The following is a 25,618-nucleotide window of genomic DNA, read 5'->3' as shown; positions in this document are numbered from 1 at the left end:
TATGATTAAACTGCATCATTTAAATCAGTCTCGCTCAAAACGCATCATTTGGTTGTTAGAAGAATTGGGGGTAGATTATGAGATCGTGCCTTATCTTCGTGACAGAGTCACCTTCCTTGCTCCACCTGAGCTCAAGAGCATTCATCCACTCGGCAAGTCACCTGTATTGGAAGATGGCGAGGAGATCGTTACAGAGTCGGGTGCAATCACTGAATACTTAATTGAAAAGTACGCGGACGGGCGTTTTGCACCAGAACGTGGTAGCAAAGCTTACACGCAATACATTCAATGGATGCACTTTGCAGAGAGCTCAGCCATGGTTCCCCTGCTGTTTAAGATGTTTGTTGCCAAAGATGGTGCACAGACCAATTTCCTTGCGGACTACGCTGATGCGGAAACCATGAAAGTCATGGGTTACGTTGATCAAAGCTTAGAGGGGAAAAGCTACTTTGTTGAAGAACGCCTAACTGGCGCTGATTTCATGATGTCGTTTGTCGTCGATGTCCTGAACAAGTTTGGTGTTATTGAGCGTTTCCCTAACATCCAACGTTATGGCGCACAGCTCGCTACGCATCCCGCGTTTACTAAAGCAGAAGAACTTGAGGTGAAATTCGGTTAATCGAGTTGAGGCCTTCTCAAACCATTGAGAATTTCTGCCTATTTTGAACGATTTAAAATAGGCAGGAATTATTCACACAGACCACAGTTAGAAGTTATCTTTAATCCATACGATAAATAATGTTAATTGACACAAAGACATTAATTAACAACCACTTAAAGCATAGGTGATACCTATCACACTGATTGCTAATAACAGTTTTTTTATTCTCAGTTGCAGCGCTATTCTCCTCGCATAACTTTCGAGCAGTTGCCGAAAAGTCGATAAATAATCACTATATTGCAAGGAAACTCAAATGAGCAAAAAACTGACTACAGCAGCAGGTTGCCCTGTCGCCCATAACCAAAACGTTATGACTGCTGGTCCTCGTGGCCCTCAACTACTACAAGACGTTTGGTTCCTTGAAAAACTAGCACATTTTGATCGTGAAGTGATCCCAGAGCGTCGTATGCACGCGAAAGGTTCTGGCGCTTACGGTACGTTCACAGTAACGCACGACATCACAAAATACACTCGCGCTAAGATCTTCTCTGATATCGGTAAAAAAACCGAACTATTCGCTCGCTTCACTACTGTTGCTGGTGAGCGCGGCGCAGCAGACGCAGAACGCGACATCCGTGGTTTCGCACTAAAATTCTACACTGAAGAAGGTAACTGGGACTTGGTTGGTAACAACACACCAGTATTCTTCCTACGTGACCCACTAAAATTCCCAGACCTAAACCACGCAGTAAAACGCGACCCTCGCACTAACATGCGTAGCTCTACCAACAACTGGGACTTCTGGACATCACTACCAGAAGCATTCCACCAAGTGACTATCGTAATGAGTGACCGTGGTATCCCAGCGTCTTACCGTCATATGCATGGTTTTGGTAGCCACACATTCAGCTTCATCAACGCAGAAAACGAGCGTTACTGGGTGAAATTCCACTTCAAAACTCAGCAAGGCATCAAAAACCTCACTGACCAAGAAGCTGAAGCGATCGTAGGTAAAGACCGCGAAAGCCACCACCGTGACCTTTACGAGGCAATTGAGCGTCAAGACTTCCCTAAATGGAAGATGTACGTACAGATCATGCCGGAACTAGAAGCGGATGAAGTCAACTTCAACCCATTCGACCTAACAAAAGTATGGTCTCAGAAAGATTACCCACTGATCCCAGTTGGTGAGTTCGAACTGAACCGTAACCCAGAAAACTTCTACGCAGAAGTTGAGCAATCAGCATTCAACCCAGCAGCAGTAGTACCTGGTATCGGCTTCTCTCCAGATAAGATGCTACAAGGTCGTCTGTTCGCTTACGGCGATGCACAGCGTTACCGTCTAGGTGTGAACCATCATCAAATCCCAGTGAACGCACCTCGTTGCCCTGTTCACAGCTATCACCGCGATGGCGCAATGCGCGTTGATGGCAACTTTGGTTCAACACTAGGTTACGAGCCAAACTACAAACAGGAATGGGCAGAGCAACCAGATTACTCTGAGCCACCTCTACGCATCAATGGCAACGCTGATCACTACGATCACCGTGTAGACGAAGACTACTTCAGCCAAGCGGGTGACCTATTCCGTCTGATGAACGAAGAGCAACGTCAAACTCTGTTCGACAACACAGCTCGCGCAATGGACGGTGTGCCAGAGTTCATCCAACAGCGCCACGTTCAACACGCATACCAAGCGGACGAAGCGTACGGCAAAGGTCTTGAGATTGCACTAGGCTTAAACAAGTAAGCGAACGCTGTAATCATCACACTGTGTGATTAAAAGACATAAAAAAGGAGGTGCCCTACAGCACCTCCTGATTTCAAATCATTAATCACTAATCAAAAACCATGCTCAAGGAGATTCATTATGATTAACTTAGATTTCTTTAAGCTCTTTGATACCAAAGAACTGTTTATCTATTACTGATTCATCAACTACTGATTTTTAGCTACCGCTTTAATCAGTACTGATGTATCCATGCGACCCAAACCATCTCGTTGAAGGTCTGCGTATTGCTCATCCACTTTCTTAGTCAGTGGAAGTTCTAGACCCACTCGCTCTGCTTCTTGCAGACAGAAACCCAAGTCTTTGCGCATCCAATCAATAGCGAAGCCAAAATCGAACTTATCTTCCGCCATCGTATTTGCGCGGTTTTCCATCTGCCATGAACCTGCAGCGCCATGCTTCAACGTTTCTACAACTTGAGCGATGTCCAAACCTGATTTTTGTGCTAGCAGCAAAGCTTCACTCAGACCTTGTAAAACGCCACCAATACAGATTTGGTTTACCATCTTACAACGTTGGCCCTGACCGTTTTCACCCAGTAGCGTCATCTGCTTCGCGTACACATCCATCGCTGGAGAGACACGGTCAAAAATGCTTTGTTCACCACCACACATGATGGTTAGTACACCATTTTCTGCACCCGCTTGACCACCAGAAACTGGCGCATCAATGAAGTGATTGCCGTACTTAACACACGCTTCAGCCAGCTCAACCGCTAGGTCTGCAGAAGTCGTTGTATGGTCCACTAACACTGCATCCGCTTTCAAGCCGACCAGAATGCCTTCTTCACCGTAAACAACGCTACGAACGTCATCATCATTACCCACACAGGTAAAAACGATGTCACAGCCTTCTGCTGCTTCACGTGGTGTTTCACAAGCTACGCCTTGGTATTCTTCAGCCCATTTGTCGGCTTTCGCTTTTGTGCGGTTGTATACTTTGGTTTCAAAGCCCGCTTTACTTAGGTAACCAGCCATTGGGTATCCCATCACACCCAGACCAATAAATGCTACTCTTAGTTTTTCCATTGCAAGCCTCCTTGAATTCGAAATACGTTACGTTTTGAAACTATTACTATTTGAAACAGTTAATATTTGAAACATGTTACTAAAGATTTCAGAACATTACTTGCAATAATTTCGTCTTAAATAAGCGCAACAAACTCAATCAAAGGCGAAGCCACCAAAAGTGATAATAAAAGCGTCACAATTGACGGAATCGCATCTTTCCAAGTATCAAAACGAAAATGGAAAAACATCGCACCAACTGAGGTGAAAACAATAAAACTTGCACCTATCGCACTTAACAAGTTGTTCGTCGATAACAAGCCAATTAACATCAAAATTGCACCCGTTACCTCAACCAGTCCAACCAAAAACATAGCGGCACTTTTCTCAGCGATAAAAAAAGCTCCATCAAAGGGATGGAGCTAACTAGCAGATAGCCGGGGGCTATATACCTAAGGGATTCTTTTCGCCTGTAACAGTGCTGCGGCATTGAGCATCGCGTCTTTAGTGCTGACATCCAACACCTTCATTTTTCTGAATCGTTCTGGCTCTTTGATGGCTACATCGTGAGCGAAAATAACAAACTTCGCCTTAGCGATATCTTTGTCAGTGATGCGGTTGATGATACCGTTCGCTCCTTGCGTTTCGACCTTGATCTTAATGCCTAACGCACAGGCAGCTTTCTCTAATGACTTCGCCGCTAAGAAGGTGTGCGCGACACCAGACGGGCAAGACGTCACGGCAAGAATGTCTGCTTCGCCCTCGCCTTGCACAGACGTGTAAGCTTGAGATTGACCAACCGGACTATCGTCTTCTGTGACTGTCTTCTTAAGTGCAATAACAATCAATGCTGTGGTAAACGAGCCTGCGATTGTGCCAACTATGTAGCCAATCTTGCCGTCAACGACTGGCAGTACAATCCAGCCGCCCCACGGAGCATGGTTAATCACATGGAACATAAATCCAATCACGTTACCGACAATGCCCCCAGCAACAATCGCAGGCAGGACGCGAGCTGGGTCACCAGCAGCAAACGGAATCGCCCCTTCACTGATGCCAATCATGCCCATGATGCCCGCCGCTTTACCCGCCTCACGCTCATCACGTTTAAATTTACTTGGCGATAGGAAAGTCGCTAACGCCATGCCCAGAGGCGGGGTACAAATTGCAATACCGACACCACCCATCAGCCACGGCTGAGTATTCACCTGAGTCTGAGCAAACAAAGTCGCCACTTTGTTGATGGGGCCGCCCATGTCAAACGCAGTCATTGCACCCAGTACGGTGCCCAACATCACTTTGCCTGAGCCCGCCATACCCGTGAGCACATCGTTCATGGTCGTCATTGCGCTGGCGATCGGTGAGCCGATCACCCACATCACTGCACCACAGGTGACAAACGTTCCAACCAGTGGGTAGATAAAGATCGAGCCGAGCGAACTCATGCTGTCCGGCAATTGAATCTTCTTCAGCAACCAAACCACAAAGCCGGCGAAAAATCCGACCACAATTGCTCCCAAGAAGCCGGTGTTGTAGTGACTAACCGCAATCCATGAGCCAATCATGCCCGGAGCAAGCCCTGGCTTATCCGCAATCGAATAGGCAATGTAACCGCCTAACACCGCGGTAAACAGCGTCAAACCTGCGATACCCATCTCAGCAATATCTGCCAAAATACCTTCTTTTGGAACGCCGCCATGGCCTGAAATCATCACAGAAAGAGACAGCAACACGCCGCCCGCGACAATAAACGGGATCATGTGAGAAGTACCGAACAGCAAGTGCTCTTTCATTCTACTCAGCTTTTGCGCCCAAGGACTAAGAGGCTCAGGCGCAAACTCCAAAGGGTCTAACCCTGAGTCATTCGCATTCGATTGAATATCAGTGAGTAGCTCGCGAGCTTCATCCACTGACTCCGCTGCTTTTAACTTCTTGACGAAACCATCTTCAATGATTTTTGTGGAGATTTGTGCCAAGACTTCAATGTGGTGGTGATCATCCCCATCCGGAGAAGCCAGCATGAAAAATACGTCAGACAGTTCGCCATCATCAGCGCCGTAATCAATACCTTTTCGGCTGATGCCCACTGCGACTGCGGGTTTAGCGACCGCATTACTTTTGGCGTGAGGAATGGCAATACCCTCGTCAAAGCCGGTATTGCCAATCTCTTCTCGTTTCCAAATGTCCGCCAAGAACTGACTTTTGCTAGTGAGCTTGCCCGCCGCGTCCAACAATTCGACGAGCTCTTTGAGCGCTTCATCTTTGGTTTGAGCCTGCAAATCCAAGCAAATGGTTTCTGGCTCAATAAGGTTTAATATGTCCATTGTTTGTACCTTGCAATGTTCACGCTCGTGAGTCATGAGTTAAATTTGTCCATCTATGACTGCGTACAGAGTAACCAACACTCGTCCTTTTCAATACAGGACAAAAAGTGCATTAACTGGATTAATGTAACATGAGATTTAAACTGTGATAGAGCTCTTGTGATTATCTGCTTTAAATCCATCTTTTCGACGACCACTATGCTAATATCCACAAAAATATAAAGTGGATAGAACATGAAAATCGTAGCGGTGACAGCGTGCCCTACAGGCATCGCTCATACCTATATGGCAGCAGATGCTCTTATGAAAGCTGCGCCTAAGCATAACGTACAAATTAAGGTCGAAACGCAAGGTGCGATGGGTATTGAGAATCAGCTCACTCCCCATGACATTGCACAAGCGGATCGTGTCTTAATTGTGTCCGATATCGAGATTGAACAGCCAGCTCGCTTTGAAGGCACTAACAAAATCCAAATCCCAATTGAAGACGTGCTACTTAATGTTGATAAGGTGTTCCTTGTACACTGTCGATGATACTCTTTGCAGATGAACGAATACCAGATTACCTTTTTTGTCGATGATATTAATGCTAGTGCTCATATCGCACAGCCCCTCAATCGCGTCGCCAAAAAGTTCAAAAGCACCTTACACATCATCAACATAACCCAAAACCGCATCGCTGAACTTACCAAGTCAGTCGCGGTTTTACAGGTCGGCTTGCAACAAGGCGACCTGTGCCAAATCACTGCCATCGGTATTGACGCCGAGCTTGCCTGTTTCGTTATCAAAGACATCATCGCCGAAAACTTTACTGTTGTGGGTTCCCACATCAATTACGAGTTCTCAAGCCAACTTGCCGGGCGACTTCCGCAAATTTGTCCGCCGTGTGAAATCCAATGGCATTACGCCAAAGCACACACCGAGCTCACCAAATTTGAGTGCTTGAAAGGGCTAGCTCAGCTTATTCATCCGATTCACCCAGACGAACTCATTCTCGCCTTTATCAAACGCGAAGAACGCTCTTCAACTGCCGTAACTCCGGGTATTGCCCTACCCCATGTGATGTTCGAAGGTGTAGAACACATTTCCATCGCGGTTATCGCCAACGAAATCCCAATGGATTGGGCGTCCAAAATGGGTGAAGTTCATCTCGCCATAGCACTGGTGATGCCAGCTAAGCCCACTCGAGAACAAATCATCGCCGCCACCAACCTAACCCGCAACCTGCTCACTGACCAAATGGCGGAGCGTTTACTGCTAACAAAAAGCAGCGTCGACTTACAGGCGCTTCTGATGTACGCCATGTCGAGGCTGCTTGCTTAATGATTTCCGTCCTAGATTGAACCGCGATATTCCGTCGGCGTTCTGCCCGTTCGGTTCTTAAATACTCGGCAGAAGTAGTTCACATCTTTGAATCCACAGCGCACCGATACCTCATTCAACTTAAAGTTGTATTTCTTGAGCATAAACTTCGCACGGTCTACCCGTACCCACGTAATGTAATCGGCTAACGTCATGTGACCTTGCTGACGGAACAAACGCGACAAATGGTTAGAAGAGATGCTGAACCTCGACGCAATACTGTCACGTGTGATTGGGCGGTGGAAGTTCTCTTGGATATAGATACAAATGCCCTGATACAGATCTTGCACTCGGCTGTGCGCCTGCGTCTCAATAGGCGCATCTAACATCGACTTAGCGTATTGCAACAAGGCTTGCAGCAACAACTCATCCATTGGCTTTTTATTGCACTCACGAGCCAATGAACTCAGCGCTTCCAAGATATTATCAATCGCAAATCCAGAACGAGTTTGAATACTGTGCTTTTGGATATCGTAAAAGCTCGCTTCCCCTTTACGTTTGGACACAAGACTCAAACCCAATTGACGGCGACCAAAGAGAATACTTAATACCGAGCAATCTGTATCCCAGTCAGGTTTATTCCAACAGTTAGGTGGAATAAATATCGCATCACCGGTTTTCGCCACAATATGCGTCACTTTGCGATCATGACTTTCCATTTCATTAATATATTCACCAGACAAGACTAATTCTAATCGAGGGAAGTTAACCTGATAGCTAAATTCAGGTGGTGTATGAAAATCACCAGCAAACCATATATTGTGAAATGGTTCTCGCTCGTTTAATACTGATGAAATCAAATCATGAAAAATCATTTTACGTACTCTTAAACACGCATCCATGATGCTATACCTATAGATATACACCCTACTGGATTTTTGTGCTATTGAGCAAAATCACACTTCCATTTTAAGGTTACAAAAATCCAGTTAACGCATCAATTATCCAGTCTAGTAAATCATCAAGAAAGCTCTTAAAGCCTTATATATGGGAGCAATAACACATTTCACTTATGGTTCATCGACTTCCACATAATGTCACAGATATGCAGTAAGCTTATCCAGTAGACGATCTACATCACACTCTAGTCGGGCGGTTACAATCGTCCAGTAAATGCATTTTTTCTTCACTACTGTCTCCGCTTGGTTAATTTCAAAATACCCCTGAAATAAAAATTATATTTATAGGGGTTCGACAATGATCACCAAACTAATAAATGAAGACTTGATTAAGCTTGATCTTCAAGCAACTTCAAAAGAAGACGTATTTAAAGAACTGGTTGCAGTTCTACACGCCCAAGGTCGTATTTCAGACCAAGAGCAATTTCTAACAGATATAAAAGCACGTGAAGAATTAGGTAATACCGGATTTGAAGATGGCGTTGCTATCCCACACGCAAAAAGTGCAGCAGTCATAGAACCAGCGGTTGTGATCGGCGTAAGCAAATCAGGTATCGAATACGGTGCAGAAGACGGTTTGCCTTCACAACTGTTCTTCATGATCGCTTCTCCAGACGGTGGCGATAACCACCATATCGAAGTTCTCGCAGAGCTGTCTTCAAAACTGATTGAAGATGGTTTCATTGATGCATTTTTAGGTGCAGCAAACAGCCAAGACGCACTGGCACTGCTGCTTGCTAAAGAAGAGCCGCAAGCAGTGGCAGACGCACCAGCAAACCAAGGTTTCATCATTGGTGTTACTGGTTGTCCTGCAGGCGTTGCGCACACTTACCTAGCGGCAGAAGCGCTCGAGAAAGGTGCAGCGGCGATGGGTTACGAAATCAAGGTTGAAACGAATGGTTCAATCGGTGTCAAAAACAGCCCAACCGCAGAAGAAATCGAACGAGCAGACGCAATCATCGTGGCATGTGACAAGCAAGTCGACATGAACCGCTTTGCGGGCAAACGCGTGGTAAAAACCAACGTAAAAGCCCCTATTCGCGATGCTCAAGGTCTGATTAACGAAGCGTTAAGCGCTCCAGAATACCAAGCAGATGCAAGCAGCAATGCGCAAACTTCTGTTGCCAACAAAGCCTCTCAGGCTCGCTCGGACCTATACCGCTACTTGATGAACGGCGTATCACACATGATCCCATTCGTTGTAACGGGTGGTCTGTTGATTGCACTTGCTCTTGCAGTTGGTGGGCAGCCAAGTGAAGCCGGTATGGCTATTCCTGAAGGCAGCATGTGGAACCAAATCCTCAACGTCGGTGTAGTTGCCTTTACGCTGATGATCCCAATCCTAGCGGGTTACATTGCTTACGCGATTGCTGACCGCCCTGCTCTAGCTCCTGGTTTAATCGGTGGTTGGATTGCAAACAACGGTTCTTTCTACGGCGCAGAAGCAGGTACAGGCTTTATCGGTGCCATCATCGCAGGTCTGCTTGTGGGTTACTTCGTGAAGTGGATTACGTCGATTAACTACCACAAGTTCATTCAACCTTTGGTGCCAATCATGATTGCGCCAATCACAGGTTCGCTATTCATCGCTGGTCTTTTCATCTTCGTTATCGGCGCGCCAATCGCAAGTCTAATGGACGGTCTGACTGCGCTACTAACGAGTATGAGCACAGGTAACGTCGTTCTACTAGGTATCGTACTTGGTGGTATGGCTGGCTTCGATATGGGTGGTCCATTCAACAAGGTCGCATTCCTATTCTCTGTGGGCATGATTGCGAGCGGTCAAACTCAATTTATGGGTGCGATGGCGTGTGCAATCCCAGTTGCACCTCTAGGTATGGCACTGGCAACGGCACTGGGTCGTAAGTTCGACCTGTTCGAAGAATCAGAAACCGAAGCGGGTAAAGCAGCAGGCGCAATGGGTCTAGTTGGTATCTCTGAAGGTGCGATTCCATTCGCAGCGCAAGATCCAATGTCAGTGATTCCTGCAAACGTACTTGGCTCAATGGTGGCGGCAGTAATGGCGTTCTCATTCGGCATTACCAACAGTGTTGCTCACGGCGGTCCAGTTGTCGCTCTACTTGGCGCAATGAACCACCCAGTACTTGCTCTGATTTGTATGGCAGCTGGCGCAGTGGTTACCGCAGTAACGTGTGTAACTCTGAAGAAAGTTCGCAAAGCAAAAATGATGCAAGCAGCCGCTTAATTTCCCCTCCCCCCCCAAATGGCTCCTATGGCTTGGGCAATGTCGCCCAAGCATGATTTTCTCTCATGGTGACACTCTATGTCTGATTTAACGATGTCCGATACACAAACGATTCAAACTCAAGCTAAGCATCCGATGTTTTTCCTGATGAACAACGTGATTCAAAACTACGCTTGGGGCAGTACTACTTCTGTTAACCAACTGTTTGGCATTGAAAACCCAACGGACGAACCACAAGCAGAAGTATGGATGGGCGCGCATCCGAACGGTTGCTCATTGGTGATGGTAAACGGTGAGGAGACCAAACTGTCTTCACTGATTGCTCAAGACATGAATGCCTTTCTGAGTGAAGAAGTCACAAACCGTTTTGGTGAACTTCCATACCTGTTTAAAGTGCTTGCTGCTGAGAAAGCGCTGTCGATTCAGGTTCACCCAAACAAACAACAAGCAGAATTGGGTTTTGCACTGGAAGAAAAACAAGGCATTCCTCTAACCGCTGCAAACCGTAACTACAAAGATCCAAACCACAAACCTGAATTGGTTTACGCGCTAACCGAATACCAAGCGATGAATGGCTTCCGCCCAACCAGTGAAATCATCAGCTTCTTCTCTGAGCTGACGATTCCTGAGCTGCAAGGCTTGGTGGATGACCTTATCGCAAACCAAACGCCAACGGGCTTAGCAACCTTCTTCTCGGGTCTACTGTCACTAGAGGGCGAACAGAAAGAGATGGCGTTGACGGTGCTATTGGCTCAAGCTCGCATCACCGACTTACCTCTGTTCAACCTGATTCTTGAACTAGAGAAGCAATACCCTGGCGATATTGGTTTATTTGCACCACTGATGCTTAATGTGATTACCCTACAACCGGGCGATGCCATGTTCTTAGATGCAGAAACGCCACACGCTTACTTAAAAGGTACAGGTCTTGAGATCATGGCGAACTCAGACAACGTACTGCGCGCGGGTCTGACACCAAAATACATGGACGTGAAAGAGCTCGTTGCATGTACACGCTTCAACGAGAAGCCATTCGACAGCCTATTGCTCGCACCGAATGAAATCGACGATATGTTGGAATACCCAATTCCTGTCGACGATTTCAAATTCGCCATCGTTAAGCAAGCTCACCAGCGCACTCTAGAAGTTCAAACCGCTGAGATCCTTATGCCTCTGGATACCAAACTTGTGCTGACTCACGCTAACGGCGAAACATGCGTAGTTGAAAAAGGACTATCAGTTTTCATTCCGGCTTACGCAAAACAGGTCACTTTGGATTGTGAAGGTCGTGTCGCACGCGCTTACAGCTAATCTTTATTATTGATAGTACGCCACTAAAACCAACGCCTCGCCACTCGCGGGGCGTTTTGCTTTTAACCCTAGTAAAGCAATGGTTAATTAAGCACTATAGTCTTGATACAAAACAGAAAAATTTACCTACAAAACCAAGAAACTGTGTAAGACTTATTGAGTAGCCCTGTTGATAAAGGTGGCAAGATGACTCATAGAAACGCTCGCTCTCTTCATGCCATTATCGGCGCACTCGTCGGTGATGCAGCATCTCTCGGATTTCATTGGCTTTACGATCAAGAGCTCATCAGGCAGTTTGGTTCTCCGCATCCGGAATTTCATCAACCTAACCGAACTGAATACCATGACAAAGGTTATTTTGCCCACGGTAGCAAGCAAGTCGGTGACCTCACCCACTATGGCGCACAGCTTGTTGCCATGTTAGACGCTCTAGTTCAAACCGGACACTACGACGAGGCGCGTTACATTCGCTCCTTTCGAGAATGGTTTGATTTTGGTGGTAAATGGCAGGGTTATACAGACAAACCGACTAAGCAAACAATGCTCAACATTCATGAGTTGGAAGCCAAAGAGCTGCGTGTGACCCTATGTGGGGCTGACGACACACAAAACCCTGCATTATCTAAGATTCCGCCGTTGGTGGCTTTTCATTCCGATGATGACAAACTCGCTAAACTGGTTGATTCCGCGGTGCGGGTTACCAATAACAACGACACCGCAGTTATGTATGCCCAAGCTGTCGCAGTGATGATTCAGATGGCGTTGCAAGGCGCTGCGCCCAAAGCGTGTGTGATGGCAGCTCAGACGGTTTCTCCGACGATTGCCAACGACATTCAACGTGCAGAAGCGATGAGCGGCAGAACCGCCACCAGCGTTGCGGAGTCGATTGGGATGCATTGCGGTTTAGACGCTTCGTTTGTGGTGATTTGTCATTTGTTGATGAATTCCGAAAGTTACGAAACCACCATGCGTGAGAATATTTACTGTGGCGGCGACTCAAGTGGGCGGGCTATTCCGCTCGGTGCCATTCTTGGTGCAAGTTACTACGACACACCAATGTCGATTCCAAATCACTGGATGGATAAAACATCGCTTCCTCGTCGTTTATTGCAGTGTTTATAGATGCAAAGAAACACTTATTAACACACGATTCCCTGAAGACAGAAAAAAGCGATATCAATATTGATATCGCTTTGGATAAGGTTGCTAGACCAGTAAATATTCCGGAAAAATCGATCGGACCCCTCCATCTCTCTAAACGGATATTAATAGCCCGGCACAAGCAACAAACCTAAAATCACTTTTACTCTTTAACCGTTCCCAACAGCCTCTATGTTGAGAGATACGCTGTTTTAGCTAGCTCGAACGGCCGACAAATTACGTTATAACATAACACTTATTTCATTGGTGAGTAGCGATTGCTTAGTGATAATAGTCACAAAATAAACTCATGAATGACTTAAAGCCCCTACCTCAGAAACAAATAAAGAGCAGAGACGAATCTCTGCCCTTTTACCTACGCTTAATGATTAAGCTTGATAGAACACGCTTCTTCCCGACACATTAGCGCTGTATTAGGGTCTGTTGACCTTTCGAGCTGATTTTTGCAGCGAATTGTTGGATATTTATACAAGGCAGAGACTTTGCTATGTAGCTAGCCTACATGAGAAGTCGATAACGCAGTAGAAATGACCAACAAACGCTGCCCAAAGGGTTCGGCTAAAATCGTTTTATGCTTTGTTAAGGAGTATTTGCTTAGAATGACTAGGCGACACACTCCTTGCCTCACCTAAAACGATTTTATCTCGAACAAAATTTAACCGCGAAAGATCAACAGACCCTAACTTCTGTATGCATTATTTCTTCGTGTGGAACATCGCTTGTCCACTCTTGTCTTTATTCGACCAAAAATTGATGTTGAACTGAGCATCATCACTCATCTCAATACAGTGCCAATATTGTGGAGGGCTGGTAGCAAACTGGCCTGCATTAATCACCACCATCACTTCTGCTTCTGTAGCATGTTCATCAGCAAAGCCGTAGTAAGTCACTTGCCCTTCCATGACGCACAGCTGTCCAAATACACCCTCAGCAGTATTGTGATGAGTCAGTAGCGCTGGTGGTACATTCTCTTTAGTGAAGAAAGGCGTTGAACGTTGAACGGTCCAGTCTTTAGGAATTCGTAAATGCGACATAATGATACCCTCTCTAATTACAATTCTTTTCGTTAAAATCGGTTAAGCCTGACCGGCTTGAGACAACTCTCGAAGTAGTGGAAATGCTTGCGTAACTTGTTCTCCCGTCACGACGAAGCCCATGAGTCGGCTATTTTCATCTTGTGCTTTCGCGGCAATGCCAGTTTGAGAAATCTGCACACTCCAATTCGTCACCGAACTAAAATCGCCTGCCAATTGAATTGGGTAGCTCGGCGTTTTCACCTTTACCATCATAGGCGGTAGTTTCAACTCTGCTTCTTGCCCTAGTAGCTGTTTGCCCAAAGCACTGGCACTTAGCACGATCGGTTGGAGATAAGGCATCATTCGACCCTGGATTTCAGCACAATCGCCTAATGCGAACACATTGGCTGCTGATGTCTGTAATCGGGCATCTACCTCGATGCCTCTGTTCACGCTCACCCCACAAGCCTTCGCTAACCAAGTGTTAGCACGTAAACCCGCCGCTGAAATCACTACATCGGCTTCGATTGCTTTACCTTTGTTCAAACTCGCCACCAGCGAATCATCTAAACGATTGATCGCAACAACCCCAGTCTCCAAGGCAAGTTGAATACCTTGCTGCTTAAGTTGGTTCTCCAGCGGCAATGCAACGAATTCAGGAATCAAGTTAGCGAGCAAACGGGAATTTGGCTCAACCACCGTAACCGCTTTACCACTGGTTGCGAGATCCATGGCGATCTCGACGCCGATCAAACCACCACCCATTACTAGAATTCGTTCCGCACGGCTGATTTGCTCTTCCGCTAATTGATATTCTTGTAGCGAGTTCAGCGTTATCACCTCAGGTGCTGCCTCACCAGATATTGGCGGCACAAAGGCTTTCGCGCCTGTCGCAAACACCAGCTTGGAGTAAGGATAGACTTGGCCATTGGCTACCACTTGCTGAGCTTGCACGTCGACATGCTCAATCATGGTATGTGCGAACAGTTCGATGTTGTGTTCCTGTGCAAACGCCTCACCACTTCTAACCACTAAGTCTTGGGCCGTTTGTTTGTTACTGAATACATGACTCAAATCGGGCTTGTTGTATTCCGCGCCATCATCAGCAGTAAACACTTGCAGCGGAATATGTGCGTCCATTCGACGCACTGTTTTCACCAATTGGTAAGCCGCAAAGCCGCTACCAATAATCACAATAGGTGCTTGCATATTCGCCCCCTTACCCGTTGTATTCGACAAAGACGTCTTTACCCAAGTGGCATTCTGGGCACAAGAAGTAATCTGGCACTTCAGACCATGCCGTGCCAGGTTCAACGCCTTGATTAGGCTCGCCTTTAGCTGGGTCGTATACCCAATTACAAACGGTGCAAACCATGCATTGACAATCTGCGGGATGCGCCTCAGTACTAGGATTGCTAGGAGCAGCATCTACTACCGCCTGTGTTGTCGCTGGCGCAGCGGGTTGTGATTGAACTTGTGGTGCCGGAGAAATAACAGAACTTGTCAGGTCATGCTTTGCCCACAATTTCGCGATGTTCTGACCATGTTCACGGCACTCACGCATCGCTTTACCATCTGGTCGCCATTTGGTTTTCAAGCTCACTGCGGTTTCAAAGCCTGCGTCGGTCAATCGAGCATGGATACGATCCACCGCACCACCGTTCCAACCGTAGCTACCGAATGCAGCGGCCTTCTTCGCCTTAAAGCGCAGACCGGTAATTTCTTCTAGCATGCCTGCGATTTTCGGCATCATGACGTTGTTCATGGTAGAAGAACCAACCAAGATGCCTTTTGAGCGGAACACATTGGCGAGAATTTCATTCTTATCATGTTTAGAGACATTGAAGACTTTAACCGCCACGCCAGGATCGACATCGTGAATACCCTGCGCGATTGCATCAGCCATCATTCGGGTGTTGTTTGACATAGAATCGTAGAAAATCGTAATGCGATCTTCTTGATAATTGTCTGCCCATGCTAAGTATTGCTCGATGATTTGAACTGGATTATCGCGCCATACAATGCCGTGTGACGTTGCGATCATGTCGACAGGCAAATTGAAGCTCAGCACTTCTTTGATTTTGGCGGTTACCAAACTGCTGAATGGCGTTAGGATGTTTGAGTAGTAACGCAAACACTGTTCCATCAACTCATTTTGATCCACTTCATCATTGAATAAGCGTTCATCGCAGTAATGCTGACCAAATGCATCATTACTGAATAACACCGCATCGCCAGTTAGGTATGTCATCATGCTGTCTGGCCAATGCAGCATCGGCGCTTCCACGAACACCAATTGCTTACCGTTACCAATATCGATGCTGTCGCCCGTTTTTACGGTTTTGAAGTTCCACTCAGGATGGTGGTGATGACCCACAATCGAATCAATCGCCGCTTCTGTACAGTAAATTGGCGTGTTCGGAATCTTCTCCATCAAAGCCGATAATGCGCCTGAGTGATCTTCTTCAGCATGGTTTACTACGATAAAGTCGATAGACTTAAGGTCGATTTCCATTTCTAAATTTTGGATGAATTGTTGACTGAATCGATGATCGACCGTATCAATCAGTACGGTTTTTTCTTCACGAATTAGATAACTGTTGTAGCTGGTACCTTTTGTCATTTTGTATTCTGTACCGTGGAAGTCTTGAACTTCCCAATCGCGTTGACCTACCCAGTGAATGTTGTTTTTTACGTGAATTGTCATAATTACTACCTTGAATGACGGGATAAACAAAAATAATTTCTTCTTGTATTGCACTGGGCGTGCCAACTTTTAATTGCTATATATTTCAATGCTTTAATTCAAACCCAACTTTAACAACTGTCATTTAGACACAGTTGAAAATTGTCATTAAGACACTACAATAGTCATATTGACACAATCGGTATTGGCTATGACTTCTTTAATCGCGCAATGGCTACACATCACGCAAGACCTTAACTCGGCGCTCACTCAACAGGCTCGCTTTGATACGTTATTAACCACGATTCGAGAGGTATTGAAGTGTGACTCTTCTGCCCTTCTTTTGTATGAAGACCAGCACTTTAAACCTCTAGCGATCAATGGATTGGCGAAAGAAGTGCTTGGACGCCGTTTCTCCATTGAGCAGCATCCAAGATTAGAAGCCATTGCCCGAGCTGGCGACATCGTGCGCTTTCCCTCTGACAGCGACTTACCTGATCCTTATGATGGCTTGATCCCAAACCACGAAGACAAACTCCATGTCCATTCGTGTATTGGCTTACCTTTGCTGATCGACGATCAATTGATTGGCGCAATAACGATCGATGCCTTCGACCCCAATCAATTTGATGGGCTGCGCAATCAAGAATTACGCTTTGTCAGTGCATTGGCAGCAGGTGGCTTACACACTGCACTCCTGCTAGAGCAATTAGAAACACAAGCGAGCTTGCCACGTGATTCTTACGCTGAGAAACGCACCCTGAGCAATGAAATCATTGGTCATTCTCAAGGCATGAAAAATCTTCAAGAGCAGATTGATGCAGTCGCCGATACTGAATTGTCCGTGCTGATTACGGGCGAGACAGGAGTGGGTAAAGAGTTAGTCGCTAATGCTATTCATCATCGATCCAGTCGCTCTGGTAACACTTTGGTTTACCTAAACTGTGCAGCGTTACCAGAATCGGTTGCTGAAAGTGAGCTATTTGGGCACATAAAAGGCGCGTTTACTGGGGCCATCAGCAATCGAAAAGGCAAATTCGAACAAGCCGATGGCGGCACACTGTTTTTGGATGAAGTCGGCGAACTGTCGTTAGAGCTGCAAGCCAAGTTACTTCGCGCCCTGCAATATGGCGACATCCAACGCGTAGGTGATGACCGCCATATCCGAGTCAACACGCGCATTGTCGCTGCGACCAACCGTGTTTTACATGAGGAAGTCACGGCAGGCCGTTTCCGAGCCGACTTGTATCATCGTTTAAGCGTCTTCCCGCTTCATGTTCCACCTCTTCGTGAACGTGAAGACGATGTGGTGTTACTAGCAGGCTTTTTTGCCGAACATTTAAGAAGCAAACTAGGACTGAACAGCATTCGTTTGTCTCCCACTTTGGTGCAGGCACTCAAAGACTATTCATGGCCTGGCAACGTACGAGAACTTGAACATGTCATTAAACGTGCTGGTGTTTTGGCAAAAGCACGTACTCACGCTATGAACATTGAGTTAGTTGAGCAAGATTTTGACATCCGAACACCAAATCAGAACAGCAAATACGTCGAGGAAACGGAGCAAAACTCAGGGCTAGAGCTGCCAGAAGGCGGATTGAAAGAAGCCACAGACTCATTCCAGAAAGCAATGATTGTTCGAGCACTGGAAGAGAACCAAGGTAACTGGGCTGCAACGGCACGTCAGTTGGAACTGGACAACGGCAACTTACACCGATTAGCGAAGCGTTTGGGTATAAAGTAAAAAGCAAGTAAGTAAATAGAATAACCAAAGAAAATTCCGTTAGCTTATGTCAAAATACACTATCTCAACCGACAAGTCGTAAAGTGATGAATTACCAAGCTGCTATATTCGACATGGATGGTCTACTACTCGATACTGAGCGAGTTTGCATGCGCATTTTTAAACAAGCGTGTGAAGTTCAGAACCTACCATTTCATGAAGACGTCTACCTCTCCATCATTGGTCGCAACGCGGCTGGAATCGAGGTAATTTTCCGTAAAGCTTATGGCGAAGACCTTGATCGTCTGCACAAGGAGTGGCGCACTCGCTACAACGCAGTAGTACAACACCAAGCCATCCCAGTAAAGCAAGGGGTCATAGAATTACTGGAATGGTTGAAAAAGAATGGCATCCCGACTGCAGTAGCGACATCAACAGCTAATGAAGTTGCGAAGAAAAAACTGGAACTGGCTGGCCTAAGTAAATACTTTGACAACCTAACTACAGGTTGTGAGGTCACGCACGGAAAACCGGATCCAGAAATCTACTTACTTGCAGCAAGCCGCTTAAATGTTGACCCAACGAAGTGCTTAGCCTTTGAAGACTCCAATAATGGTGTTCGTTCTGCAGTCTCAGCTAAGATGATTACATTTCAGATTCCAGACCTCGTCGAGCCTTGTGACGAAGTCCGCGGGTTTGGTCATGCGATTGTCCCTTCACTGCATCACGTATTAGCTGAGTTAAAACTGGCATAACCAATGACCACTCATCTAACCGACTAAAAACGCTCCGACTTTCGGAGCGTTTTTTGTGAACAACAGTTATCCAAACAATTTTAGAAAGCTTGGGTATCTTTCGTATTGCTCTCAAGGATACAAACTGGCGAGCCTATTTCAATTTCAAACCCTGTTGGCTTAAACATCCCACTCTGTTCATCACGTTGGAAACTAACAATATTATTTGAATGCTGATTTGCAACAATTAACCACTTACCATCAGAGCTGATCGTGAAATCTCGGGGAAACGCCCCGCCACAATCAATATCATGGATTCTTTCTGGTTGCCCACTCTTCACATCGAATAGCACAATTCTATTTTGGTGCCGACACGATACGTATAAGAATTGCTCACATGAAGAAAGCTTAATCGCAGCCGCCGCCTCTCCTTTCTCGCTATCATTTAAAAGATCACATTCATGTTCAATACACCATTCATTAGCCTGTTTTGTTAGCGTAACGAGTGTTTCAGACAGCTCGCAAACGATGTAAGCAATGTCTTCGTTCTTATTCAATACTAAATGTCGAGGCCCTGCGCCCGCAGGCAATTCTATTGATTGGCATAACTCAAATTGACTATCCGCATAGCCATAGATGTACACACGATCAGCGCCAAGATCGACAACCCATAACTCGGAACTCTGACACAAAAACTTGACTTGATGCGCGTGCGGTGAAGTTTGTCGCTGTAAATTTGGGCCACAGCCTTCGTTGAATAAGTTTGCTATCAGGTAGAATGGTTTACCCTCACTATCAAGTTGGTAAACGCTCACATTCCCTGACCCATAATTAGCTACGGCAAGCAAACTCTCTGAACTGTCAGAGTCTAAGTGACAAGGATAGTCGCCATTGATATCAATATAATGGGTTTGCTGCTTGTTCAAAAAAATAAGCTCGCAGCCTTCTGCTTCTTCCACTTCATTAAAACTATATAGACCATTTTTGGTCAGGTGCAGATATGAAGGGTTAGAAGTATTCAACAGAGCTGGGTGACTCGATAGTTGACCAGTCGCTGTATCTAATGAAATAGACTCAATTCCTTTACTCAAGGAATCTGTGTATGTGCCAACAAAAAAACGTAAGCTGTTGCTAACTTCCATGAAAACTAAACCTAAGAGGGACTAAAGAGGTGACTTTGCCTACTCTTCGTGAGGACTACAAGGCCATAGTTTTGGTTTCATGGCGAAATGTGACAATAAACAAGGGGGAATAAATCTCTAGCATTTCATAGTTAACCACCTTACATTAATAAACTCTAAAATAACTATTTACCTAAATAATAATTGAGTTTATTATTTATATATACATACCACTTCAACTAAAATAACTAAATATCAATAACTTGATAACCAACTTATTTTACAGCGCATTAAAAAATTTCGAGACACCCATCACACAATATTATTATTACAAGAATTAGAATCCGATCTTTTACAACCTATACATTCAGTGGAATTATGAATTTATCCAATTTAAGTGTTAGAAAAAAAATCGGAGCGCTGATTTTAGTTATTGCATTCTCAGTTATAGCGCTGTCATTCTTTTTTGCTTCTCAAATACAAACAATTGAAGGCAAGTTGGTTGTATTTTCAGAAACAACAGTACCAAGTGTTATTCTAGTAAAGAATACCGAGATTGAACTTGGCATTCTTAGAAAAGATGAGTTTTCTTTACTTACAAACGTTGATCACCCTGAATTTCAAAGCTGGGTAAAAGGTTTGGAAGACACAGAGAAAAAAATCGACCAGTATTTAGATGAATATGAAAAAGGCTTATGGGACCAACGAGATCATAATGCCTTTAATAAAGTTAAAGATGCTTGGATAAGATATCGCGCATTCAACAATAATTATGCACAATTATTGTTGAATGATAACATAGACGAAGCTAATAGAATTCTCCTCAATGGTTTCTCTACGTTCAATGAGTTATCGCAAGCAATTCGTGGGCTTGTTGAATTAAACCAAACCTATATTTCTGAAGACATTAACGGTGCGCATATTGTTGTCGCCAACGCAATCAAATACAGCATTGCTGCAATTGTTGGTTTGTTAGTTTTAATGTTTATTGCAGGCATGTACTTAACCAAACAAATCTGCACACCACTTAATTATGTTGTTGAAATGGCATCAAAAATTGCATCAGGTGATCTGACTTATCAATTACCTCGTGATCAAATCGGCAATGATGAATTAGGTCTATTGGCTGATGCGTGTGTGGACATGCAAGCAAAGCTTCTTAGTCTTGTCGACAGTATTGCTTCAACAACGGCTCAGGTAAGTACCGCGACGGAAGAAGTTAGCGCTATTTCAGAACAAACCTCTTCGGGCATGGATGAGCAGCAACAGCAACTGAACTTAATTGCTACTGCAATGAATGAAATGCAAGCCACGGTCAATGAAGTAGCCAATAATACAGAAGCTGCCTCGGAAACAGCGAATGGCGCTTCAAACGACGCTAAACAGGGTTTAGAAGTCGTTCAAGTATGTATCGATCAGATTCAAGAAGCATCTGTGGCCATTCAGTCTGTTGGCACCATGGTGACCGAACTTGAGCATGACGCCTCCAACATCAGCGTTGTAGTTGATGTTATTCAGGATATCGCTGAACAAACCAACCTGCTTGCTTTAAACGCAGCAATTGAAGCAGCACGAGCTGGTGAACAAGGCAGAGGCTTTGCGGTGGTTGCCGATGAAGTACGAACCCTTGCAAGTCGTACCCAATCATCGACAGAGGAAATCGTAGCCATCATTAGTAAGCTGCAAAATTGCTCGAAAAGTGCAGTATCGGCAACCACGAACAGCAGCGATTTAATTCAAATCTGTGTCGAACAAGCCCAAAAAGCTGGCACTACCATCGGTCAGATCGAGCAAAGTGCAGACAACATTGCCGAGAAGAGTATTCAAATCGCAAGTGCATGCAGTGAGCAAAGTTCTGTAACAGAAGAACTGCATCGTAATGTTGAGCACATAAATCAGTTCTCCAGTGAAGTGGCGACAGGCTCTCGCCAGACTGCAATTGCTTGCCAAGACCTAAGTGAACTTGCGGTTGGTCTACAAGAAATCGTTGGCCAATTCAAAACTGCGTAACCCTAGTTTATCTCCCTGATAAACTTATCTCAAAAGCCCGATGTTCCCCCTCCGGGCTTTTTATTTGCTTGTTAAACCGAAAATCGGATCCCGATCTCGATTCTCCAACTAATCCTCTCTAACGCTACCTTATTTAAGCTAAGCCACTATATTTGAATAAGAATATTCTTAGAAACGCATTCAATAGTGAAGCCAATTCCGATAATTAATCAATTGATGAATATTGAAGGAATTATCTTCCTAGCCGGACAAAACTGACTCACGTTACACTGAATACCGTCCCACACTCTTCTATAGCTTGATACGAACTCGAGCTCACCTTCTTAGAGGAAGCGTCGCATGATGAAGCGAATTATTCTGGGCTCCTTGGCCCTTACTCTTTTAACTGCCTGTTCCAAAGATGACGGACAGCAAGCCCTTGGCACACTAGAACGTGACCGCGTAACCTTTACCGCAACCTCTAGTGAAATAATCCGCGCCCTACCCATCAAGGAAGGCAGCCAAGTGACTGAGGGTGAAGTACTGGTTCAGCTCGATACTAAGAACCAAGAAGCGGTTTTAGCTCACGCAGTCGCCGAACAAGCCAAAGCGGACGCTTACCTTTTGAAATTGACCAATGGTGAACGACCAGAAGACATCGCAGCCTCTCAAGCTCGCGTTGCCAGAGCCGAAGCTCAATTGATAGAAGCGCAAAAGAACTACCAACGCAAAGCGGAGCTGGTTCGCAAGAAACTCATCAGTCAATCTGAAAAAGACACCGCCTTAGCAGCAAGAGACTCAGCACGCGCTGAACTTGACTCCTCACAAGAGGAATTCAGTAAACTCACCGCCGGCTCGCGTCTTGAGGATATTGAGCAAGCGAAAGCCGCACTCATGGCAGCGAAAGCAGACGTCGCTCTGCAAGCACAAAAGCTAGCGGAATTGACCATCACCGCCACGCGTGATGGCCTACTTGATAACTTGCCCTTTAATCTTGGTGAGCGCGTTCCTGTAAACGGTATTGTTGCCGTAATTCAAGCAAGCCGTGTCCCATACGCCCGCGTTTACGTTCCTGCTAACTATCGAGTCGACTTTGTTCCGGGTAAAACGGTTAACGTGCATGTAGATGGCGTTGAGCAACCATATAGCGGCACCGTTCGTTGGGTTGCGACTGAGCCTTCATTCACGCCTTATTTCGCGCTCACTGAGGAAGAGCGCTCCCGTTTGATGTACTTAGCAGAAGTCGACCTTCAAGACTCCGCACAATCCTTGCCTTCAGGTATTCCAGCGCAAGTGGATTTGGTGGAGTAAGCCAATGACCGAATACGCGATAAAAGCTGAAAACGTAGTGAAAAAGTTTGGTGACTTCACTGCCATCAACAACATCACGCTTAATGTGCCCAAAGGCAGTATTTATGGCTTTCTTGGTCCCAATGGTTGCGGTAAATCGACAACCATTCGTGTGTTAACAGGCCTACTCAGCCCAAGCGAGGGCAATGTGGATGTACTAGGACTGGAGATCCCAAAACAATCTGAGCTTCTGCGCCTTAAGATAGGTTACATGACACAAAAGTTCTCCCTCTATGATGATCTGACCGTTCAAGAGAATCTTGAGTTTATTGGACAAATCTTTGGTATGGAAACCAAGGCGCTGAAAGCTCGCATCGAAGAACAGCTATCCACCTACGGACTCGACCAACTGCGTCAACAGCGCGTCGGTGGAATGAGTGGCGGCCAGAAGCAACGCTTATCTCTCGCCGCAGCGACCATGCACAAACCAGAACTGTTGTTTCTCGATGAACCCACATCTGCGGTAGATCCAGAGAACCGACGCGATTTCTGGGAGCAGTTGTTTGACCTCTCTGACCAAGGCACGACGATTTTGGTCACAACGCACTACATGGATGAAGCAGAGCGCTGCCATCGTCTTGCGATTATGGAAGCGGGTGAAATCCGCGCCGATGGTGAGCCTGAAGAACTCATGGCACAAATGGGCGTGAACATCGTTGAAGTAAAAGCGGATAACTTACGCGAGCTGAAAGAGAAAGTCCTTCAACGTGAAGAGGTGCGCTCAGCCGCACAGCTAGGAATCCGATTGCGCATTTTAATCCACCAGCGCATCGAACAACCGATAGAATGGTTAACCCATACCTTTCCCGAGCTTGAAGGCTGCGAGATGAACATTGCTCGTCCTAGCTTGGAAGATGTGTTTGTCAGTGTTACGGGAGAAGGTCGCCAATGATGAAATCTATTGCCCGTATGAAAGCGGTGATGATCAAAGAGATCCGCCAGCTTTCACGCGACCGCATTACCTTTGGCATGGTCGTGATGATCCCGCTGATTCAGCTTTTGCTGTTCGGCTTTGCCATTAATACCGATATTCGCAACATTCCCGTTGGTGTCGTCGATCAAAGTGGCAGTACCGCCGGGCGCGTGATCACCGAATCCGTCAAAGTGACTCAAGTGGTCGATGTGGTAGAAACCTTCGCTACCGCAGAGCAAGCAGAACAAGCCATTCAGGATGGTGTTGTTCGTGCGGCTTTGATTCTGCCTAGCGATTTAACCCAACGTATGGTGCAAGGTAGAGAGCTTGGGCAGTGGATTGTGGACGGTTCAGACACCATGATCAGCTCTGCGATTCTTTCTCTGCAAACCATGCCGTTGACGGACTTTGATTTTGAGATACGCCCAGCTCCAACCAAAACCTTTGAAGTTGCGCTGTATTACAACCCGAGTCGCCGCTCAGCGGTGAACATTGTTCCCGGTTTATTAGGTGTAATCCTGACCATGACGATGATTTTGTTCACCAGTGCAGCCATTGTTCGAGAGCGGGAGCGAGGCAATTTGGAGCTACTGATTACGACGCCAATCCATTCCATTGAACTCATGGTGGCAAAGATCATTCCCTACATCTTCGTTGGTTTAATTCAGGTGTTCATCATTCTTGGTCTAGGTCACTGGATATTTGGCGTGCCGATAAACGGTGCCATTAGTCAGATCTTGTTCGGAACTCTACTATTTATCGCCGCGAGTCTAACCCTAGGTCTGGTGATCTCAACCATCGCCACTACACAGCTTCAAGCGATGCAAATGACAGTGTTTATTCTGCTGCCATCCATTTTGCTATCAGGATTTATGTTCCCCTATGAGGGGATGCCCGTTGCAGCACAATGGATATCCGAAGCGCTCCCAGCGACTCACTTTATGCGCATCATTCGCGGTGTGGTGTTACGTGGGGCAGATTTGATGGAGCTTTGGCGAGATACGCTTTGGCTGCTTGGGTTTACCGTTATCGGTCTCTTTGTTGCTTCACTTCGCTTCAAGAAGTCACTCGATTAACCTACCAGGTTCCAGAACTAAAAACGCCTCCAAATTTGGAGTAATGCTGATCGGTTTAGAGACTTGAATGATCTTGGGATCGTATGATAATCCCCACTAACAACGTTAGTGGGGATTTTTTATGTTTGCTCAAGAGTTGGTTTTGGCTCATGAAACAATAGAGGATGGTAAAAACTACGAGTCTGTAGTTAATGCCATTCAACTTGAATGGATAGAGCAAGCTTTGCTTGATACATCTAAAGCAAGTATTAGGCGACGACGTTTACCAGCGCAACAAGCGGTTTGGCTTGTTATTTGGATGGGACTGCAACGGAATAAATCAATTAAGGAAGTGTGTAGTTCTCTTGATT

The 25,618-nt window shown here is 45.8% G+C and carries 21 protein-coding genes and 1 pseudogene; 14 read left to right on the top strand and 8 right to left on the bottom strand.

Annotated features, from left to right (window positions below):
- Nucleotide 1: 1 nt before the first annotated feature.
- Together B853_RS21195 and katE2 are read left to right on the top strand one after the other, a co-directional pair.
- Nucleotides 2–619 carry a glutathione S-transferase family protein gene (locus B853_RS21195; RefSeq protein ID WP_038885478.1) on the top strand — a complete coding sequence of 206 codons (618 nt, stop codon included), beginning with the start codon at nt 2–4 and terminating at the stop codon, nt 617–619.
- Nucleotides 620–914: 295 nt separating this feature from the next.
- Nucleotides 915–2,351: a catalase KatE2 gene (gene katE2, locus B853_RS21190; protein WP_038885479.1), complete on the top strand. Its 1,437-nt coding sequence runs from the start codon at nt 915–917 to the stop codon at nt 2,349–2,351.
- A 188-nt stretch (nt 2,352–2,539) separates the two neighbouring features.
- Here the strand turns inward: katE2 and B853_RS21185 are convergent, their stop codons facing one another.
- From B853_RS21185 to B853_RS21175, 3 genes and pseudogenes are all read right to left on the bottom strand, one after another.
- Complete coding sequence (locus B853_RS21185) at nt 2,540–3,418, bottom strand: NAD(P)-dependent oxidoreductase (protein WP_010452745.1); 879 nt, start codon at nt 3,416–3,418, stop codon at nt 2,540–2,542.
- 116 nt (nt 3,419–3,534) lie between these two features.
- Nucleotides 3,535–3,777, bottom strand: a pseudogene (locus B853_RS21180) (DoxX family protein); the annotation flags it as partial.
- A 72-nt stretch (nt 3,778–3,849) separates the two neighbouring features.
- On the bottom strand, nt 3,850–5,721 hold the full coding sequence (locus B853_RS21175; RefSeq protein ID WP_038885480.1) for a fructose-specific PTS transporter subunit EIIC: 1,872 nt from the start codon (nt 5,719–5,721) through the stop codon (nt 3,850–3,852).
- 234 nt (nt 5,722–5,955) lie between these two features.
- On the opposite strand from B853_RS21175, the gene B853_RS21170 reads away from it, so the two are divergent.
- Together B853_RS21170 and B853_RS21165 are read left to right on the top strand one after the other, a co-directional pair.
- A complete protein-coding gene (locus B853_RS21170) occupies nt 5,956–6,255 on the top strand; it encodes a PTS fructose transporter subunit IIB (RefSeq protein WP_005432059.1) in 300 nt (99 codons plus the stop codon).
- 12 nt (nt 6,256–6,267) lie between these two features.
- A complete protein-coding gene (locus B853_RS21165; RefSeq protein ID WP_038885481.1) occupies nt 6,268–7,044 on the top strand; it encodes a PTS sugar transporter subunit IIA in 777 nt (258 codons plus the stop codon).
- A gap of 11 nt (nt 7,045–7,055) precedes the next feature.
- On the opposite strand, the gene B853_RS21160 is transcribed toward B853_RS21165, so the two are convergent.
- Nucleotides 7,056–7,898 (bottom strand): helix-turn-helix transcriptional regulator, encoded by an 843-nt coding sequence (locus tag B853_RS21160; RefSeq protein ID WP_005451367.1) that lies wholly within the window; start codon nt 7,896–7,898, stop codon nt 7,056–7,058.
- Between the two features lie 382 nt (nt 7,899–8,280).
- Between B853_RS21160 and B853_RS21155 the strand changes: the two genes are divergently transcribed.
- From B853_RS21155 to B853_RS21145, 3 genes are all read left to right on the top strand, one after another.
- Complete coding sequence (locus tag B853_RS21155) at nt 8,281–10,188, top strand: PTS fructose transporter subunit IIABC (RefSeq protein ID WP_038885482.1); 1,908 nt, start codon at nt 8,281–8,283, stop codon at nt 10,186–10,188.
- Nucleotides 10,189–10,266: 78 nt separating this feature from the next.
- The gene (gene manA / locus B853_RS21150; RefSeq protein WP_038885484.1) at nt 10,267–11,499 is read left to right on the top strand and encodes a mannose-6-phosphate isomerase, class I; all 1,233 of its coding nucleotides are present in this window, start codon (nt 10,267–10,269) and stop codon (nt 11,497–11,499) included.
- A gap of 186 nt (nt 11,500–11,685) precedes the next feature.
- Nucleotides 11,686–12,621 (top strand): ADP-ribosylglycohydrolase family protein, encoded by a 936-nt coding sequence (locus tag B853_RS21145; RefSeq protein ID WP_038885485.1) that lies wholly within the window; start codon nt 11,686–11,688, stop codon nt 12,619–12,621.
- A 734-nt stretch (nt 12,622–13,355) separates the two neighbouring features.
- On the opposite strand, the gene B853_RS21135 is transcribed toward B853_RS21145, so the two are convergent.
- From B853_RS21135 to norV, 3 genes are read right to left on the bottom strand one after another with little or no spacing between them, the layout of a single operon-like run.
- Nucleotides 13,356–13,694, bottom strand: a complete 339-nt coding sequence (locus tag B853_RS21135) for a TehB family protein (RefSeq protein ID WP_038885486.1) — start codon at nt 13,692–13,694, stop codon at nt 13,356–13,358.
- Between the two features lie 42 nt (nt 13,695–13,736).
- Nucleotides 13,737–14,885 (bottom strand): NADH:flavorubredoxin reductase NorW, encoded by a 1,149-nt coding sequence (gene norW / locus B853_RS21130; RefSeq protein WP_038885487.1) that lies wholly within the window; start codon nt 14,883–14,885, stop codon nt 13,737–13,739.
- Nucleotides 14,886–14,895: 10 nt separating this feature from the next.
- Nucleotides 14,896–16,383: an anaerobic nitric oxide reductase flavorubredoxin gene (gene norV / locus B853_RS21125; RefSeq protein ID WP_128827006.1), complete on the bottom strand. Its 1,488-nt coding sequence runs from the start codon at nt 16,381–16,383 to the stop codon at nt 14,896–14,898.
- A gap of 190 nt (nt 16,384–16,573) precedes the next feature.
- Between norV and norR the strand changes: the two genes are divergently transcribed.
- Together norR and B853_RS21115 are read left to right on the top strand one after the other, a co-directional pair.
- Nucleotides 16,574–18,106, top strand: coding sequence for a nitric oxide reductase transcriptional regulator NorR (norR, locus tag B853_RS21120; protein ID WP_038886225.1), 1,533 nt, complete (start codon nt 16,574–16,576; stop codon nt 18,104–18,106).
- Nucleotides 18,107–18,192: 86 nt separating this feature from the next.
- Complete coding sequence (locus B853_RS21115) at nt 18,193–18,840, top strand: HAD family hydrolase (protein WP_010452773.1); 648 nt, start codon at nt 18,193–18,195, stop codon at nt 18,838–18,840.
- A gap of 80 nt (nt 18,841–18,920) precedes the next feature.
- Here the strand turns inward: B853_RS21115 and B853_RS21110 are convergent, their stop codons facing one another.
- The gene (locus tag B853_RS21110) at nt 18,921–19,961 is read right to left on the bottom strand and encodes a lactonase family protein (protein WP_038886226.1); all 1,041 of its coding nucleotides are present in this window, start codon (nt 19,959–19,961) and stop codon (nt 18,921–18,923) included.
- A 357-nt stretch (nt 19,962–20,318) separates the two neighbouring features.
- On the opposite strand from B853_RS21110, the gene B853_RS21105 reads away from it, so the two are divergent.
- From B853_RS21105 to B853_RS21085, 5 genes are all read left to right on the top strand, one after another.
- Entirely contained in the window at nt 20,319–21,950 is a 1,632-nt protein-coding gene (locus B853_RS21105; RefSeq protein ID WP_038886228.1) for a methyl-accepting chemotaxis protein, read from the top strand.
- Nucleotides 21,951–22,289: 339 nt separating this feature from the next.
- Complete coding sequence (locus B853_RS21100) at nt 22,290–23,240, top strand: HlyD family secretion protein (protein ID WP_373854522.1); 951 nt, start codon at nt 22,290–22,292, stop codon at nt 23,238–23,240.
- A 4-nt stretch (nt 23,241–23,244) separates the two neighbouring features.
- On the top strand, nt 23,245–24,171 hold the full coding sequence (locus B853_RS21095; protein WP_038886231.1) for an ABC transporter ATP-binding protein: 927 nt from the start codon (nt 23,245–23,247) through the stop codon (nt 24,169–24,171).
- Entirely contained in the window at nt 24,171–25,268 is a 1,098-nt protein-coding gene (locus B853_RS21090; protein WP_081641227.1) for an ABC transporter permease, read from the top strand. Before B853_RS21095 ends, B853_RS21090 begins: the two co-directional genes overlap by 1 nt.
- Nucleotides 25,269–25,389: 121 nt before the next feature.
- Nucleotides 25,390–25,618: transposase domain-containing protein (locus B853_RS21085; protein ID WP_211285389.1), on the top strand; the 229-nt coding region annotated here is incomplete at its 3' end.

The sequence above is a fragment of the Vibrio rotiferianus CAIM 577 = LMG 21460 genome, from assembly GCF_002741985.1.
Taxonomy (GTDB): domain Bacteria; phylum Pseudomonadota; class Gammaproteobacteria; order Enterobacterales; family Vibrionaceae; genus Vibrio; species Vibrio rotiferianus.
Note: the sequence above shows the minus strand (reverse complement) of the source record. Positions and strands in the feature narration are given on the sequence as shown.

Bases quoted from the DNA above. Each gene is read 5' to 3' on its own strand.
- B853_RS21195 (WP_038885478.1), top strand. From the start codon at position 2: ATGATTAAACTGCATCATTTAAATCAGTCTCGCTCAAAACGCATCATT.
- katE2 (WP_038885479.1), top strand. From the start codon at position 915: ATGAGCAAAAAACTGACTACAGCAGCAGGTTGCCCTGTCGCCCATAAC.
- B853_RS21185 (WP_010452745.1), bottom strand. From the start codon at position 3,418: ATGGAAAAACTAAGAGTAGCATTTATTGGTCTGGGTGTGATGGGATAC.
- B853_RS21175 (WP_038885480.1), bottom strand. From the start codon at position 5,721: ATGGACATATTAAACCTTATTGAGCCAGAAACCATTTGCTTGGATTTG.
- B853_RS21170 (WP_005432059.1), top strand. From the start codon at position 5,956: ATGAAAATCGTAGCGGTGACAGCGTGCCCTACAGGCATCGCTCATACC.
- B853_RS21165 (WP_038885481.1), top strand. From the start codon at position 6,268: ATGAACGAATACCAGATTACCTTTTTTGTCGATGATATTAATGCTAGT.
- B853_RS21160 (WP_005451367.1), bottom strand. From the start codon at position 7,898: ATGATTTTTCATGATTTGATTTCATCAGTATTAAACGAGCGAGAACCA.
- B853_RS21155 (WP_038885482.1), top strand. From the start codon at position 8,281: ATGATCACCAAACTAATAAATGAAGACTTGATTAAGCTTGATCTTCAA.
- manA (WP_038885484.1), top strand. From the start codon at position 10,267: ATGTCTGATTTAACGATGTCCGATACACAAACGATTCAAACTCAAGCT.
- B853_RS21145 (WP_038885485.1), top strand. From the start codon at position 11,686: ATGACTCATAGAAACGCTCGCTCTCTTCATGCCATTATCGGCGCACTC.
- B853_RS21135 (WP_038885486.1), bottom strand. From the start codon at position 13,694: ATGTCGCATTTACGAATTCCTAAAGACTGGACCGTTCAACGTTCAACG.
- norW (WP_038885487.1), bottom strand. From the start codon at position 14,885: ATGCAAGCACCTATTGTGATTATTGGTAGCGGCTTTGCGGCTTACCAA.
- norV (WP_128827006.1), bottom strand. From the start codon at position 16,383: ATGACAATTCACGTAAAAAACAACATTCACTGGGTAGGTCAACGCGAT.
- norR (WP_038886225.1), top strand. From the start codon at position 16,574: ATGACTTCTTTAATCGCGCAATGGCTACACATCACGCAAGACCTTAAC.
- B853_RS21115 (WP_010452773.1), top strand. From the start codon at position 18,193: ATGAATTACCAAGCTGCTATATTCGACATGGATGGTCTACTACTCGAT.
- B853_RS21110 (WP_038886226.1), bottom strand. From the start codon at position 19,961: ATGGAAGTTAGCAACAGCTTACGTTTTTTTGTTGGCACATACACAGAT.
- B853_RS21105 (WP_038886228.1), top strand. From the start codon at position 20,319: ATGAATTTATCCAATTTAAGTGTTAGAAAAAAAATCGGAGCGCTGATT.
- B853_RS21100 (WP_373854522.1), top strand. From the start codon at position 22,290: ATGATGAAGCGAATTATTCTGGGCTCCTTGGCCCTTACTCTTTTAACT.
- B853_RS21095 (WP_038886231.1), top strand. From the start codon at position 23,245: ATGACCGAATACGCGATAAAAGCTGAAAACGTAGTGAAAAAGTTTGGT.
- B853_RS21090 (WP_081641227.1), top strand. From the start codon at position 24,171: ATGAAATCTATTGCCCGTATGAAAGCGGTGATGATCAAAGAGATCCGC.